Origin of the sequence: Actinomyces sp. oral taxon 170 str. F0386, assembly GCF_000195595.1 — a bacterium.
In the GTDB taxonomy this organism is placed as follows: domain Bacteria; phylum Actinomycetota; class Actinomycetes; order Actinomycetales; family Actinomycetaceae; genus Actinomyces.
Genome location: NZ_GL882511.1, coordinates 251050 through 265922, shown reverse-complemented (window position 1 = coordinate 265922; position 14873 = coordinate 251050). Strand labels below are relative to the sequence as shown.

At 69.6% G+C, this 14873-nt stretch carries 10 protein-coding genes; 2 read left to right on the top strand and 8 right to left on the bottom strand.

The genetic code is table 11. The features are described 5' to 3' along the window. Positions 1-78: 78 nt before the first annotated feature. The 7 genes from HMPREF9056_RS01875 to HMPREF9056_RS01845 form a co-directional block, all read right to left on the bottom strand. Positions 79-4032 (bottom strand): DNA-directed RNA polymerase subunit beta', encoded by a 3954-nt coding sequence (locus HMPREF9056_RS01875; protein WP_009402287.1) that lies wholly within the window; start codon positions 4030-4032, stop codon positions 79-81. Positions 4033-4209: 177 nt separating this feature from the next. Beyond that, entirely contained in the window at positions 4210-7731 is a 3522-nt protein-coding gene (gene rpoB, locus HMPREF9056_RS01870; RefSeq protein ID WP_034513328.1) for a DNA-directed RNA polymerase subunit beta, read from the bottom strand. A gap of 463 nt (positions 7732-8194) precedes the next feature. After that, positions 8195-8584 carry a 50S ribosomal protein L7/L12 gene (gene rplL, locus HMPREF9056_RS01865; protein ID WP_003783501.1) on the bottom strand — a complete coding sequence of 130 codons (390 nt, stop codon included), beginning with the start codon at positions 8582-8584 and terminating at the stop codon, positions 8195-8197. A 63-nt stretch (positions 8585-8647) separates the two neighbouring features. Next, the gene (gene rplJ, locus HMPREF9056_RS01860) at positions 8648-9169 is read right to left on the bottom strand and encodes a 50S ribosomal protein L10 (RefSeq protein ID WP_009402285.1); all 522 of its coding nucleotides are present in this window, start codon (positions 9167-9169) and stop codon (positions 8648-8650) included. 356 nt (positions 9170-9525) lie between these two features. Next, on the bottom strand, positions 9526-10008 hold the full coding sequence (locus HMPREF9056_RS01855; RefSeq protein ID WP_009402284.1) for a hypothetical protein: 483 nt from the start codon (positions 10006-10008) through the stop codon (positions 9526-9528). A gap of 119 nt (positions 10009-10127) precedes the next feature. Then, entirely contained in the window at positions 10128-12095 is a 1968-nt protein-coding gene (locus HMPREF9056_RS01850; protein ID WP_009402283.1) for a hypothetical protein, read from the bottom strand. Beyond that, positions 12092-12832 (bottom strand): hypothetical protein, encoded by a 741-nt coding sequence (locus HMPREF9056_RS01845; protein WP_253269894.1) that lies wholly within the window; start codon positions 12830-12832, stop codon positions 12092-12094. The genes HMPREF9056_RS01850 and HMPREF9056_RS01845 overlap by 4 nt, the downstream gene beginning before the upstream one ends. A 113-nt stretch (positions 12833-12945) precedes the next feature. Between HMPREF9056_RS01845 and HMPREF9056_RS01840 the strand changes: the two genes are divergently transcribed. After that, positions 12946-13170 carry a helix-turn-helix domain-containing protein gene (locus HMPREF9056_RS01840; RefSeq protein ID WP_009402281.1) on the top strand — a complete coding sequence of 75 codons (225 nt, stop codon included), beginning with the start codon at positions 12946-12948 and terminating at the stop codon, positions 13168-13170. 71 nt (positions 13171-13241) lie between these two features. Here HMPREF9056_RS01840 and HMPREF9056_RS01835 read toward each other — a convergent pair whose 3' ends face one another. After that, on the bottom strand, positions 13242-13790 hold the full coding sequence (locus HMPREF9056_RS01835) for a hypothetical protein (protein ID WP_009402280.1): 549 nt from the start codon (positions 13788-13790) through the stop codon (positions 13242-13244). 187 nt (positions 13791-13977) lie between these two features. On the opposite strand from HMPREF9056_RS01835, the gene HMPREF9056_RS01830 reads away from it, so the two are divergent. Beyond that, on the top strand, positions 13978-14826 hold the full coding sequence (locus HMPREF9056_RS01830) for a LysM peptidoglycan-binding domain-containing protein (RefSeq protein ID WP_253269893.1): 849 nt from the start codon (positions 13978-13980) through the stop codon (positions 14824-14826). Positions 14827-14873: the final 47 nt, after the last annotated feature.

The following is a 14873-nucleotide window of genomic DNA, read 5'->3' as shown; positions in this document are numbered from 1 at the left end:
GTCCGGCCCGCTCCCCATCGGGGGAGCGGGCCGGACGCCCTGGAAGCCGCTCGTCGCAGACGTTCCCGAGGAGATCGGCTAGAACTCGACGTCCTCGCTGCTGGAGAAGCCGGTGCGGAAGTCGTCGGAGAAGTCCGCACGCAGGTCCCCGCCGAAGTGGAAGTCGTCCAGGGCGACGGACTCGCCGAAGACGTTGTCCCCCAGGTCCACCCGGGAGAAGACCTCGGCCTTGACCTCCTCGGTGGGCTCGACCTCGATGTCCGAGTAGCGGGCCAGGCCCGTACCGGCGGGGATGAGCTTACCGAGGATGACGTTCTCCTTAAGGCCCAGCAGCGGGTCGGACTTGCCGTTCATGGCGGCCTCGGTGAGCACGCGCGTGGTCTCCTGGAAGGAGGCGGCACTCAGCCAGGAGTCCGTAGCCAGCGAGGCCTTGGTGATTCCCATGAGCTCGGTACGGCCGGTGGCGGTCTTGCCGCCCTCGGCCATGACCCGGCGGTTCTCGGCGCGGTAGTGCATGACGTCCACCAGGTCTCCCTGGAGGAGGTGGGTGTCCCCGGAGTCCAGCACGGTCACGCGGCGCAGCATCTGGCGCACGATGACCTCGATGTGCTTGGAGTGGATGTCCACGCCCTGGGAGCGGTAGACCTCCTGGACCTCCTCAACCAGGTGGCGCTGGGTGGCGGCCACCGAGCGCAGGCGCAGGACCTTCTTGGGGTCGACCGGCCCCTCGGTGAGGGCCTGGCCGGGCTCGACGTGGTCCCCGTCGGCCACCAGCAGGCGCTGACGGCGCGAGACCGGGACGATGACGTCCTCCTCGCCGTCGTCGCGGGTGATGACCAGGCGCTTGCCATCGGCGTCATCCTCGATCTTGAGGGTGCCGGCGGCCTCGGCCACGGCGGCCTCGCCCTTGGGGGTGCGGGCCTCGAAGAGCTCCTGCACACGGGGCAGACCCTGGGTGATGTCGGCGGCGCCGGCCGCACCACCGGTGTGGAAGGTACGCATGGTCAGCTGCGTGCCGGGCTCACCGATGGACTGGGCGGCGATGATGCCGACGGCCTCACCGATGTCGACACGCTTACCGGTGGCCAGCGAGCGGCCGTAGCAGGCGGCGCAGGTACCGACGTTGGAGTCGCAGGTGAGCACGGAGCGGACCGTGATCTCCTCGATGCCCGCGTCGATGGCGGCCTGGATCTCGGCGTCGCCGAGGTCGGCGCCGGCCTCGATGATGAGGTTGCCCTCGGCGTCGATGGCGTCGCGCGCCAGGGTGGTGCCGAACACGGTGGTGCCCAGGATCTCCGAGGGCTCCTTGATGAGCTCGTCGCCGGCCTCGATCCAGGAGAAGATCCGCTTGGTCAGGCCCTTGCGGGTGCCGCAGTCCTCCTCGCGGACGATGACGTCCTGGGAGACGTCGACCAGACGACGCGTGAGGTAGCCGGAGTCGGCGGTGCGCAGCGCCGTGTCCGCCAGGCCCTTACGGGCGCCGTGGGTGGCGATGAAGTACTCCAGGACGCTCAGGCCCTCGCGGTAGTTCGACTTGATGGGGCGCTCGATGAGGCGCTGCTTGGGGTCGGCCACCAGGCCGCGCATACCGGCGAGCTGGCGGATCTGGTCCCAGTTGCCTCGGGCCCCGGAGACCACCATCTGGTAGACGGTGTTGCGCTGCGGGAAGTTCTCGCGCATCGCCTCGGCGACCTCGGCGGTGGCCTTGGTCCAGATGTCGATGAGCGAGGCGTAGCGGTCGTCCTCGGTGAGGGCACCGAGCTCGAACTGCTCCTCGATCTCGGCGGCCTCGTTCTCGTAGCGCACGAGGATCTCCTGCTTGGCCTCCGGGGAGACGACGTCGGCGAAGGCGACGGTGATACCGGACCAGGTGGACCAGTAGAACCCGTTGGCCTTGAGGGCGTCCAGGGACGCGGCCACCTCCACACGGGAGTAGTTCTCCGCCAGGGCATTGACGATGTTGCCCAGCTGCTTCTTGTCCACGACGTAGTTGACGTAGGGGAAGCTCTCAGGCAGCGAGGTGTTGAACAGGGCCCGGCCCAGCGAGGTGCGCAGGGTGATCGGGTCGCCCTCGCTCCAGTCCTCGGGGGGCTGCCAGCCCTCGGGCGCGGCGATGCCCTCCTCGAAGCGGATGTCGCAGGCGGCGTTGACGTGGAGCTTGCCGAAGTCGTAGGCCATGACGGCCTCCGCGAAGGAGGAGAAGGCCGGGACGATCTCGTTGCCCTCGGCGTCGCGCTCGACCTCGACCGCCGGGTCGGGGTCGGAGGTGAGGTAGTAGGTGCCGATGATCATGTCCTGGCTGGGCATGGTCACGGGGCGCCCGTCGGAGGGCTTGAGGATGTTGTTCGAGGACAGCATGAGGATGCGGGCCTCTGCCTGCGCCTCGGCGCCCAGCGGCAAGTGGACGGCCATCTGGTCGCCGTCGAAGTCGGCGTTGAAGGCGCCGCACACGAGGGGGTGCAGCTGGATGGCCTTGCCCTCGATGAGCTGGGGCTCGAAGGCCTGGATGCCCAGACGGTGCAGGGTGGGGGCGCGGTTGAGCAGCACGGGGTGCTCGCGGATGACCTCGGCCAGGACGTCCCAGACCTTGGGGTTGGCGCGCTCGACCATGCGCTTGGCGGCCTTGACGTTCTGGGCCTCCTTGAGCTCGACGAGCCGCTTCATGACGAAGGGCTTGAACAGCTCCAGGGCCATCTGGCTGGGCAGACCGCACTGGTGGAGCTTGAGCTGGGGGCCGACGACGATGACGCTGCGGCCCGAGTAGTCCACGCGCTTGCCCAGGAGGTTCTGGCGGAAGCGGCCCTGCTTGCCCTTGAGCATGTCGGACAGGGACTTCAGCGGCCGGTTGCCCACGCCGGTGACCGGGCGACCGCGGCGGCCGTTGTCGAACAGGGCGTCGACGGCGTCCTGAAGCATGCGCTTCTCGTTGTTGACGATGATCGTCGGGGCGCCCAGGTCCATGAGCCGCTTGAGACGGTTGTTGCGGTTGATGACCCGGCGGTAGAGGTCGTTGAGGTCACTGGTGGCGAAGCGGCCACCGTCGAGCTGGACCATGGGGCGCAGGTCCGGCGGGATGACCGGGATGTTGTCCAGGACCATGGACTCCGGGGCGGTGCCGGTCATGCGGAAGGCGTTGACGACCTTGAGGCGCTTGATGGCGCGGGTCTTGCGCTGACCAGTGCCGTTCTCGACGATCTCGGCCAGGGCTGCGGCCTCACCCTCCAGGTCGAAGCTGCGCAGGCGGGCCTGGATGGCCTCGGCGCCCATGGCGCCCTTGAAGTAGATGCCGTAGTCGGCGACCATGTCGCGGTAGAGGACCTCGTCACCCTCCAGGTCACCGACCTTGAGGCTCACGAAGCGGTCCCAAACCTTGTCCATGTGCTCCAGGGCGCGCTGGTTGCGACGGCGCATGGCCGTGATCTCGCGCTCGGCGGTCTTGCGGAGCTTGTCGCGCTGGGAGGCCTCGGCGCCCTCGGCCTCGAGCTGGGCGAGGTCCTCCTCGAGGCGCTGCTGACGGGCCTCGACCTCGGCCTGGCCGGACTCCTCGAGGTGCTTCTTCTTGACCTCGAGCTCGTTGCGCAGCGAGGGCAGGTCGTCGTGACGGCCCTCCTCATCGACCTCGGTGACCATGTAGGCCGCGAAGTAGATGACCTTCTCCAGGTCCTTGGGCGCGAGGTTGAGCAGGTAGCCCAGGCGCGAGGGGACGCCCTTGAAGTACCAGATGTGGGTGACCGGAGCGGCGAGCTTGATGTGGGCCATGCGCTCGCGACGCACCTTGGAGCGAGTGACCTCGACCCCGCAGCGCTCGCAGACGATGCCCTTGTAGCGCACGCGCTTGTACTTACCGCAGGCGCACTCCCAGTCCCGGGTGGGGCCGAAGATCTTCTCGCAGAACAGACCGTCCTTCTCGGGCTTGAGGGTGCGGTAGTTGATGGTCTCGGGCTTCTTGACCTCGCCGTGGGACCACGAGCGAATGTCCTCCGCGGTGGCGAGGCCGAGCTGGATCCTGTCGAACACGTTGGCGTCGAGCACAGTTCCTACTTCCGATGGTGAATCTCATCAGGTGGTGGTCTGGGGGCGTTCCGTCGTCGTTGTTCCATGACTCCGACGGCGCCTGCGAGCCTGGTGGGAGGGCGGGCGGCGGACGGGCCGCCCGCCCTCAACCGGGGCTCGGTGAAGTTGTCACGAAGTCGTCACCGGGGTGGCCACTCAGATCTCGTCCACCGTGGAGGCGGTGGCCCCGCCCGGGCGCCGGCCCAGGTCGAAACCGAGCTCCTCGGCGGCGCGCGAGCCGTCGTCGTCGGTGTCGTCCAGGGCGATGGCGCTGCCCTCGGCGTCGAGCGCCTCGACGTTCAGGCACAGCGACTGCATCTCCTTCATGAGCACCTTGAAGGACTCGGGGATGCCGGGCTCGGGGATGTCCTCGCCCTTGACGATCGCCTCGTAGACCTTGACGCGACCGTTGACGTCGTCGGACTTGACGGTGAGAAGCTCCTGGAGGGCGTGGGCGGCGCCGTACGCCTCCATGGCCCACACCTCCATCTCACCGAAGCGCTGACCACCGAACTGGGCCTTACCACCCAGCGGCTGCTGGGTGATCATGGAGTACGGGCCCGTGGAGCGGGCGTGGATCTTGTCGTCCACGAGGTGGTGGAGCTTGAGGATGTACATGTAGCCCACCGAGATGGGGTACGGGAAGGGCTCGCCGGAGCGGCCGTCGAAGAGGCGCGCCTTGCCGTTGGGCTCCACCAGCTGCAGGCCGTCGGAGGTCGGCAGCGTGGAGTCCAGCAGCCCCATGAGCTCGTTGTCGCGTACGCCGTCGAAGACGGGCGTGGCCACGGGCGTGCGGGGCTCGGCCTTGATGCCGTTCTCGGGCAGGTTGGCGGTCCAGGCCTCGCCGGCCTCGTGGGCGGCGGTGGCGTCCCAGCCGCGGGAGGCGACCCAGCCCAGGTGCAGCTCGAGGACCTGCCCGACGTTCATACGGCTGGGCACGCCCAGAGGGTTGAGGATGACATCGACCGGGGTGCCGTCGGCCAGGAAGGGCATGTCCTCCACGGGCAGGATCTTGGAGATGACGCCCTTGTTGCCGTGACGGCCGGAGAGCTTGTCACCCACGGTGATCTTGCGGCGCTGGGCGATGTAGACGCGCACCATGCGGTTGACGCCCGCGGGCAGCTCGGCGTCGTCGGAGGCGGCGTCGATCTCGCGCACGCCGGTGACGATGCCGTACTCGCCGTGAGGCACGCGCAGGGAGGTGTCGCGGACCTCGCGGGCCTTCTCGCCGAAGATGGCGCGCAGAAGGCGCTCCTCGCTGGTCAGCTCGGTCTCGCCCTTGGGGGTCACCTTGCCCACGAGGATGTCGCCGCTGCGGACCTCGGCGCCGATGCGGATGATGCCGCGCTCGTCGAGGTTGGCCAGGGTCTCCTCGCTGACGTTGGGGATGTCCCGGGTGATCTCCTCGGCGCCCAGCTTGGTGTCGCGGGCGTCGACCTCGTGCTCCTCGATGTGGATCGAGGTGAGCATGTCCTCGGCGACCACGCGCTGGGAGACGATGATGGCGTCCTCGTAGTTGAGGCCCTCCCAGGTCATGAAGGCGACCAGGAGGTTCTGGCCCAGGGCCAGGTCGCCCTCGTTGGTGGCGGGACCGTCGGCCAGGACCGAGCCGACCTCGACGCGCTCGCCCTCGGTGGCCACGACCCGCTGGTTGTAGCAGTTGCCTTGGTTGGAGCGGCGGAACTTGGCGACCTTGTAGACATTCTCGGTGCCGTCGTCGTTCGCCACGCGCACGAAGTCCGCGCAGACCTCGGTGACGACTCCGGCCTTGTCGGCCACGAGGACGTCGCCGGCGTCGACGGCTGTGCGCCGCTCCATGCCCGTACCCACCAGCGGGGCGTCGGGGCGGATGAGCGGCACGGCCTGGCGCTGCATGTTGGCGCCCATGAGGGCGCGGTTGGCGTCGTCGTGCTCGAGGAAGGGGATGAGGGAGGTACCCACCGACACCATCTGGCGGGGGGAGACGTCCATGAGGTCCACCTGCGAGGAGGGCACGAGGGCCGGCTCACCGCCGGTGACGCGGCACAGGACGTGGTCCTCGGCGAAGTGGCCGTCCTCGGTGAGGGTGACGTTGGCCTGGGCGATGACGTGGCGGTCCTCGTCGTCGGCCGTCAGGTAGTGGGTCTCGTCGGTGACCTGGCCGTCGACGACGACGCGGTAGGGGGTCTCGACGAAGCCGAAGGGGTTGATGCGCCCGAAGGTGGCCAGCGAGCCGATGAGGCCGATGTTGGGGCCCTCAGGGGACTCGATGGGGCACATGCGCCCGTAGTGCGAGGTGTGGACGTCGCGGACCTCCATGGAGGCGCGCTCACGGGACAGACCGCCGGGGCCCAGGGCGCTCAGACGGCGCTTGTGGGTCAGGCCCGCCAGCGGGTTGTTCTGGTCCATGAACTGGCTCAGCTGGGAGGTGCCGAAGAACTCCTTGATCGCGGCCGTCACGGGCCGGATGTTGATGAGCGTGTTCGGCGTGATGGCCTCGACGTCCTGGGTGGTCATGCGCTCGCGCACCTGACGCTCCATGCGGCTCATACCGGTGCGCACCTGCGCCTGGATGAGCTCGCCGACGGCGCGGATACGACGGTTGCCCAGGTGGTCGATGTCGTCGTACTCGACGGCGATCTCGGTGATCTCGCCGTCGCGCACGCCCTCGACGGTCTCGGCGCCGGCGTGCAGGGCCAGCAGGTAGCGCAGGGCCGCGACGATGTCCTCGATCCGCAGGGTGGACTCGGTCAGGTCCGAGGCCAGGCCCAGCTTCTTGTTGATCTTGTAGCGGCCGACCTTGGCCAGGTCGTAGCGCTTGGGGTTGAAGTAGAAGTTCTCCAGCAGGGTGCGCCCCGCCTCGACGCTCGGCGGCTCGCCGGGGCGGATCTTCTTGTAGATGTCCAGGAGCGCCTCGTCCTGGGTGGTGATCTTGCGGTCCTCGTCCAGGGCGGAGGTCAGGGCCGGGAAGTCGGCGAACTCCTTGCGGATCTCCGACTCGTCCATGCCCAGGGCCAGCAGGAAGACGGTGACGTCCTGCTTGCGCTTGCGGTCGATGCGCACGGCGACGCGGTCGGACTTGTCGATCTCGAACTCGAGCCAGGCGCCGCGCGAGGGGATGAACTTGACGTTGTAGACGTACTTGTCCGTGGCCTTCTCGGTGGTGCGCTCGAAGTACACGCCCGGTGAACGCACGAGCTGGGAGACGACGACGCGCTCGGAGCCGTTGACGATGAAGGTGCCCTTGTCCGTCATGAGCGGGAAGTCGCCCATGAAGACCGTCTGGGACTTGATCTCACCGGTGGAGAAGTTCTCGAAGTCCGCCACCACGTAGAGGGGGGCGGAGTAGGTGAGGTCCTTCTCCTGGCACTCCTCTGCCGTGTACTTCGGCTCCTCGAAGCGGTGGTCGTGGAAGGACAGGGCCATGGTCTCCCCGAAGTCCTCGATCGGGGAGATCTCGTCGAAGATCTCCTCCAGACCGGAGGTCTCGGGCAGGGAGCCCGGGTGCGCCCTGTTGGCGGCGGTCATCCGCTCGCGCCATCTCTCGTTGCCGACGAGCCAGTCGAAGCTCTCGGTCTGAAGGGCGAGCAGATTCGGAGCCTGCATGGGCTCGGCAATCTTGGCAAAGTTGATACGACGCGACGCGGTACGAGCGGCGATGTCAGCAGCAGTAGGTGCGGAGGTGCGCGAGGCAGCCAAAGGGGGATCCTTCCCTCAGATCGGGGATCACACAACGCACACCGCGGGCACCGGGTTGAGTAGAATCTTCGTTGCCGGGCTCACGCCCGCCAGGGTTCCGCCGGACCGGGGCCCGCACGGAGGGCAGATACTCCTCGCGCCAATACACACAATGCACGCAAAGCGCTAGCGTACACGGCCGACGTCAAGGACTCCACGCCGATTCCCACCTCGTCCTTGCGATTCCCACCACAGTCGCGCATACTGCCCCGCCCGCGCCCTCCGCGTGACCTGAATCCCTCGGCATGGTCAGCCCGCTGAGCGGCCGGCGGCCGGCTCGTGCCAGTTCGCCTCCCCTCCGTTCCTCCCAGACGCCCTGGCACGCAACCGGGTCCCGGCCACCTGGCGGTGGACGGGACCCGGTGATGCTGGGCCTCCCCAGCCGTCGGCGACACTCAGGCCGCGTCAGGCAGCGGGGAGAAGCTCACTTGAGGGTGACGGTGGCGCCGGCGCCCTCGAGCTGCTCCTTGGCCTTCTCGGCGGCCTCCTTGTTGGCGCCCTCGAGAACGGGCTTGGGAGCACCGTCGACGAGCTCCTTGGCCTCCTTCAGGCCGAGGGAGGTCAGGGCGCGCACCTCCTTGATGACCTGGATCTTCTTGTCGCCGGCGGCCTCGAGGATGACGTCGAACTCGTCCTTCTCCTCGGCGGCGGCCTCGCCACCGGCAGCGCCGGGGGCAGCGGCAACGGCCACGGCGGCCGGAGCGGCGGCGGTGACGTCGAAGGTCTCCTCGAAGGCCTTGACGAACTCGGACAGCTCGATGAGGGTGAGCTCCTTGAACTGCTCGATGAGCTCTTCGGTGGTCAGCTTCGCCATGATGGGCGTTCCTTCCTTATCAGGTTCCTGCGCGCGCAGGGTTGGTGGATGACGCGTGCGGCCTCAGGCCGCGGTCTCCTGCTTCTCGCGCAGGGCGTCGACGGTGCGCACGGCCTGGGAGGCCGGTGCGGCGAAGAGGTACGCAGCCTTGGACAGGGACGCCTTGACGGCGCCCGCGGTCTTGGCGAGCAGCACCTCGCGGGACTCGAGAGAGGCAAGCTTGTCAACGCCGTCGGCGGACAGCACGGCGCCGTCCATGACACCGCCCTTGATGACGAGCTGCTGGTTTTCCTTGGCGAAGTCACGCAGAGCCTTGGCGGCCTCGACCGGCTCACCGGTGACGAAGGTCAGGGCGGAGGGGCCCGTGAGGTCGTCGGCGAAGCCCTCGAGCCCGACCTGGCGGGCAGCGATCGCAGCAAGCGTGTTCTTCACCACGGTGTACTCGGCGCTACCGGCGAGGGAACGACGTAGCTCCTTGAGCTGGGCGACGCTCAGTCCCCGGTACTCAGTCAGCAGGACCGCGTCAGCCTGGCGGAACTTGTCCGCCAGAGCAGCAACGGCTGCTTCCTTGTCAGGCCGTGCCATGGGCCCTCCTTCCGTGGTATGCCGCAGGGCCCACCCACTGGAAAAGCCCCGCGCCGGTGGGCACGGGGCTCGCTTCCGGGCACGCCCGGAGGGGGTCACGTTCTCACCTGCGCCGGCTCCACCTCGAGTGGACTTGGTCCCGCCGGAGCGGGAGACCTGCGGTCTTTGGCAGAGAGCACCATACCCGGCAGCGGGCCCCACTGCGCAAGGCAGAGCCCCGTGGAACTGATCACTGAGGACGTTCCCCGTCACTGGAACCCGACGCCGGAGCACAGCGGCAGCAGGTCCGACGACGGAGCCCGGCGCGGCCCATCCCCCGGCACCTGCGCGCCGCCTCCTCCTCGGCCTCGAGCCGGTCAGCCCCCGAGAGTCTCGGCCAGCGCGTCTCGCTCTGTGACGTCGAACCAGAGCAGGTCGGCCTCGGCGGCCCGCTCGAAGGCGTCCTCGTCGCCGAGCCGGGCGGCGCGAACGTCGGTCTCCGCCGCCGCCTCGTCCACGAGCAGGGCGGCGACGTCCTCCCAGGGAATCTCCCCGGTCACCTCGACCGTGCCGGGCAGGACGTCCCCCTCAACGGCGAGCTCGCGCACGTACTCGGCATCGACGTCGGCGGCGATGACGATACGTCGGTCAGCCAGTCCCTCGGCCCCGGGCTCGGCCAGCAGGACGAGGGAGGCGTCGGCTGCGCACAGCGAGGCGGAGACCTCCAGCCCCTCCTCGTCCTCCTCCGGCAGGGCGCGGCCAAGGGCCGGGGTGGCGGCATGGGCCACAAGCGGCTCCTGAGAGGAGCCGAGAGCGGCGGCGCGCAGGTGGACGGCGGTGGCGGGAAGGTAGATGCGCATGGTTCTAGTCTGCCCCACCGCCCCACCTGACCGGCCAGGGGCACACCTCGCAACCGCACCCCGCGGCCGGCGAGCGCTCCTGCACCACTCAGGCGCCCGCACCGATCAGTGGCTGGACGTCAGTAACGGTGCCGCCCGGCTCCCGGTGACGCCGGAGGAGGGGCCCCACTCCCTCGACCACCATCTCTGCCAGGAGCTCGACTGACGTCCACGCCTTGCTCCGGTCCCCGAACCACTCCCGGATCCGCCGCTGCGCCCGTTCCCGGCCACGATGCCGTTCCCGGCACGTGCGCCGGACCCGGTGGTGGTGGCGCCGGTGGCGATGGCTGCATCCACGGTTGCCCCACCGGCTGGATCGACGGCGGCAGGGACTGATGCGAGCGCTGCGGGGCGCGGGTGGCGTCGTGAGGTGCCCGGGTGGCCGGCACCCGCTCTCCGGCCCCCTGACCCTCACCTCTGCCCCGACGTCGCGCACCTTTGCTGGATGCGACCTTGCGCCGCTTGCCGCTGGCTTCCTTCACCTTGCCCGTGGAGTCACGTCGTCCGTCCCGCCGACGGCGCCGCAGCAGCGACCGCCGCGACGATCGCGTCTTGCGGGCGGCAGCCGCCTGTGGATCGATCCGGTCGACCAGTGCACTGAGCGCCTTGCCCAACGCGCTGGCGGGCGCCCCCTCCAGGACGCTGCGCCCTTGGAGCAGGCAGGAGTCGGCCGCTGCCGGGTCGTCGGGAAGCAGCACGATGTCCTCCAGTCCGCCGAAACGCGCCAGGGCCTCGCGCAGGGCCTGCTGCGGGGCCGGGCCCGCCGCCGAGGACCGTACCCGGTTGACGACGACCTCGACCCGGCCCGCGGGTGTCACCGAGGATCCCACCTCGTCCAGGAGCTGGAGCAGACGACGCACCCCGACCGGGTCCGCCCCGCCCACGACCATGACGACGTCGGCGTGGGACACCAGGTCGGCGGTCACCGCCCCGCGCCCGGGCTCGAGGGTGAAATCGTCGATGCCGTCGTCGATGACGCCACCGGCGACGTCGACGACGGTCCAGGCAGCGGCCCGACGGCACTGCAGCCAGACCTCGGTCATGGAGGCCGGGGGCAGCTCCCGCCAGCGCCCGGCCCGCCCCAGGCCGCCCAACAGCTTCAGCCCACCGCTCACCGGCGCCAGGACCCGCTGAAAGCTCTCGGCGTCGAGGCGGCCGTGGGTGGCCAGGCGAGCGGCCCCGGCCAAGGCCGAGGAGTCCTCCGGCATTCCGAGGAGCTGGACCAGGCTCGGAGCCTCGACGTCGGCGTCCACGAGGATCGCCCCGCCGGAATCGGCCAGGCCGTGGGCGAGGGAGGCGGCCACGGTCGAGCGCCCGGGAGCGCCGTGGGGCCCCCATACCAGGACGATTCGCCCCTGCCCGGCACCACGCGCCTGGCGCGCACCATCCGGGGGCGGGGTCTCCGCGGTGCCCGAGGCGGCCGGGGCCGGCCCCATCCGCCGACCCCGGTCCGCGAGCGCTCCGGGATCGCCGCCGTGGTTACCCAGCTCGGGAGACCTCCCCTCGGCGTCCGAGTCCGGCGAATGGCGCCACAGCTCTTCGAGCCAGGCGGTCTCCCGGGCGGCGCTGCCCGGGTCCGGCGAGGCGGGCGTGGCGGCGCTGAGCCAGTCACTGCCTGAGGCCGCCGGCGACGCCGTGGGCGTCGGTCCCGCCCCGACGGCGGGCCCGGAGCCGGATGTGCCGGCATCGGCCGCTCCGCGGCGCACGAGGTCCTGCATCGCCGAGCAGATGCGGCTGGGGGCCGCATCGCGCCTGAGAACCGGCCAGCCCGCGCTGCGCCAACGCTCCTCCTCACGGGACTCCACCAGGAGCAGCCCGCTCAGGCCGGCGCGTGCGAGCCGGTCCAGGACGGTGCGGTCGATCTCATCGAAGCCGGTGTCCAGCAGGGCGAAGGACGCCAGTCCGGCCATGCCCGCTGAGAGCAGCTCGGGCAGGTCGGCGCACCTGCGTACGACGCACAGCCCGCTCCCCGCCTGGCTCAGCGCGCGCAGGATATCGGCGTCGTCACCGCTGAGAGCCAGGAGGATTCCGGCTCCCGGGGCGCTCACGAGGCCTTCTCCGCAGGCGCTTCCTGGCCGGTGGGAACCAGGACGAGCGATCCCTCCTGCCCGACGGCGCTGAGAACGTCGGCGAGGGAGGCCTCGGGAACCTTGACCTCCACCCCGGTACTCGGTCCGGAGATCAGCCCCTTGCTGGCCTCGCCGAGCGAGGCGATGACCAGACCTGTGGCCACACGGTGGGCCCCGCCGCCGCCTGCCGGCCCCTGACCGGTCTCATCGGCCTGCCCGGTCGCCGACGTCTGGGCAGCGGGTCTGCCGGCGTCCCCCTCCTTGGGCACAAGCCACAGATCGACGTAGTCGCCGACCTTCGTTGAGGCAGGCAGGTTGGAGGCGACATTGAGGACCACCGGCCGCAGCTCCTGCTCCCGGCCGCTGTCCACGGCCACGGTCGCCAGCAGCTCTCCCTTCCTCATGGATCGGGTGGCCACCGCTCCGTCGGGCAGGTGCCCGACCTCGACATAGGCGTCGGTGCCGAGATGGGCCTCGACCGTCGTGAGAACGCCGTCGGCGGTCAGGTCGGCCCCAGGAGTGACGTCCTGGGAGAGCACGTAGACACGAGTGGTGTCGGCGGCGGCGTCAACGGCCCATGCCCCCATGGCGACGGCCGCGGCAACCAGGACCACTCCCCCGGCCATTCGGGGATCCTTCCAGGCGGGGCGGCGCCATCGGCCACCACGGGGGCGTTCGGGAACTGCTCGGGAGTGCGCACGGCGAGATGACGTCACGGGAATCCTCCTTGATCGCCTGCAATCATCGTCAAGATAAAATGATACCTCAAGGTTATCCACAGGCCTCTTTGAGAATTGTGGAGGGAGACGAGCAGTGGGATCATCGTTCTATGAGCACACGATTCCTGACCATCGCCGACGTCTCTGAGCAGCTCCAGCTGTCAGCCCAGGCCGTGCGCGCCCTCATCCGCACCGGGGACCTTCCGGCCATCCAGGTCGGGGCCCGCAAGCTCTGGCGCATCGAGGACCAGGCCCTCGAGGACTACATCCAGCGCCAGCTCGCGTCGACCCGCGCCATGGTGGCCGCGGGCTGGGGCGAGGACGACGAGGCCTGAACCGCCCTTTCAGCCGCTCCTCCCTGTCCCCCTGTCCGAGCCCACAGCAGGCCCCCACGCATCGGCGGCCGTCAGCGGCTGCGCAGCACCTCGATCGCCGCAGTCATGACGCTGACGACGCCTGCGCCTCCCGTACCGGGCGCACGGCGCGCACGAATCCCGCCCTCAGGGTCGAAGGCGACGTCGACGTGATCCGCCCCCACCCGGATCAGTCTCCCCACCACCTCTCCGGCCCCCAGGACCAGGCGCACCCTCGCACCGCGCCGGGCGATCTCGCGCAGTAGCGCCCTCAGCGTGGGACGACGTCGATCATCCCTCGGAGCCGGACCGGCCAGCGCCGCGATCGTCGCCACCGCGGCCAGCGGGACGATCGCCTGCAGCTCCTCCCCCTCATCGACGAGGACATAGGTGGGCTCGACTCGGGCGATGACACCGTCGACAGGCAGTCCGCCGCGGGTTCGCAGATGAACCGGGCGCCCCACGGAGCCACGGAGCCGATCGACCACCTCGATCGAGGCGTGCTCGGCCTCAGCGAGCTCAGCGCTCTGCGCCACCAGGTCCGCACGGCGTTCGGCGTCGAAGCTGCTCTCCAGGTCGGAGAGCATGAGGTCCCAGTCCATACCCTCACCTCACCACAGTCGGGGCGCCAAGCAAAACTCCCCTCACCTCAGACCACGGCCCATTCACCATCCCCTCATCCACACAAGACAGCATGCTGTGAGACGCCGCATCATCTGACTTGACATCAATACATCGTCAGAGTAAACCTAAAACCATCAAACAACATCACTGGCGATGGAGGATGTCATGGGAGCACGTCTACGACTGGCCCTTCTGACGGGGATGTCCGGTGTTCTCCTGGCGGTGCTGGGGCTCACGGCCCGCCGCGCCGTCGAGAACCTCATGGAGGTTCCTGCGCCAACCTGGGGCATGAGCGAGCTGTCCGACGGCGTCATCGCCGGGACCTGCACCATCGGCGCTCTGGGGGCGCTGTGGCATCTCGTTTCCGCCGTACTCGCCCTCGCTGCGCTCCCCGGTCGCAGCTCCCTCCGGCAGGGCGACGCCTCAGGGCTGGCGGCCAGGATCCTTGACGGCTGGGGCGCCCCTGCGGTCCGGCGTATCGCGGCCTCCGCCCTGCTCGTCTCCCTGTCCTCGGCTCCGGCCCTGGCGGCCGAGGGGACCTCCGGCGAGGATGATCTGGGCTGGAGGCCCACAAGCTCGGCGCCCGCCTCGCCGTCCCCGACGTCGTCGCCTCAGGCCGGCCAGTCCTCGTCGGGCCCCGCTGCCGAGCCGGACGGCACGCACTCTCCCACCGAGAGCACAGCACCACTGCAGGCCCCGTCAGGCGGGTCAGCCGCCTCCACGTCACCGAACACGTCTGAGAACCACTCCTCCACCGCCTCGGACGCCCCGGCGCCGTCGCAGCGCACCTACACCGTGCTACCCGGAGAGAGCCTGTGGTCGGTCACCGCCCGCCTTCTGCCTGCCGGCTCCAGCCCCTCGGAGATCGCTCAGGCCTGGCCCGCCCTGTATCACGCCAACAAGGACGTTATCGGGCCCGACCCCTCGCTGATCCACCCTGGGGAGGAGCTGAGTGTTCCGACCTCACTGACAGCGCCGTCCACGACGACGGGAGGCCAGACACCGCCACGATGAACCGCCTCCCGCACCAGCACCACGGCCAGCTCTCTCCTGCACACCCG

Excerpts from the sequence above, each read along its gene's own strand:
- HMPREF9056_RS01855 (WP_009402284.1), bottom strand. The coding sequence starts at position 10,008 with ATGCGCATCTACCTTCCCGCCACCGCCGTCCACCTGCGCGCCGCCGCT.
- rplL (WP_003783501.1), bottom strand. The coding sequence starts at position 8,584 with ATGGCGAAGCTGACCACCGAAGAGCTCATCGAGCAGTTCAAGGAGCTC.
- HMPREF9056_RS01830 (WP_253269893.1), top strand. The coding sequence starts at position 13,978 with ATGGGAGCACGTCTACGACTGGCCCTTCTGACGGGGATGTCCGGTGTT.
- HMPREF9056_RS01835 (WP_009402280.1), bottom strand. The coding sequence starts at position 13,790 with ATGGACTGGGACCTCATGCTCTCCGACCTGGAGAGCAGCTTCGACGCC.
- rplJ (WP_009402285.1), bottom strand. The coding sequence starts at position 9,169 with ATGGCACGGCCTGACAAGGAAGCAGCCGTTGCTGCTCTGGCGGACAAG.
- HMPREF9056_RS01840 (WP_009402281.1), top strand. The coding sequence starts at position 12,946 with ATGAGCACACGATTCCTGACCATCGCCGACGTCTCTGAGCAGCTCCAG.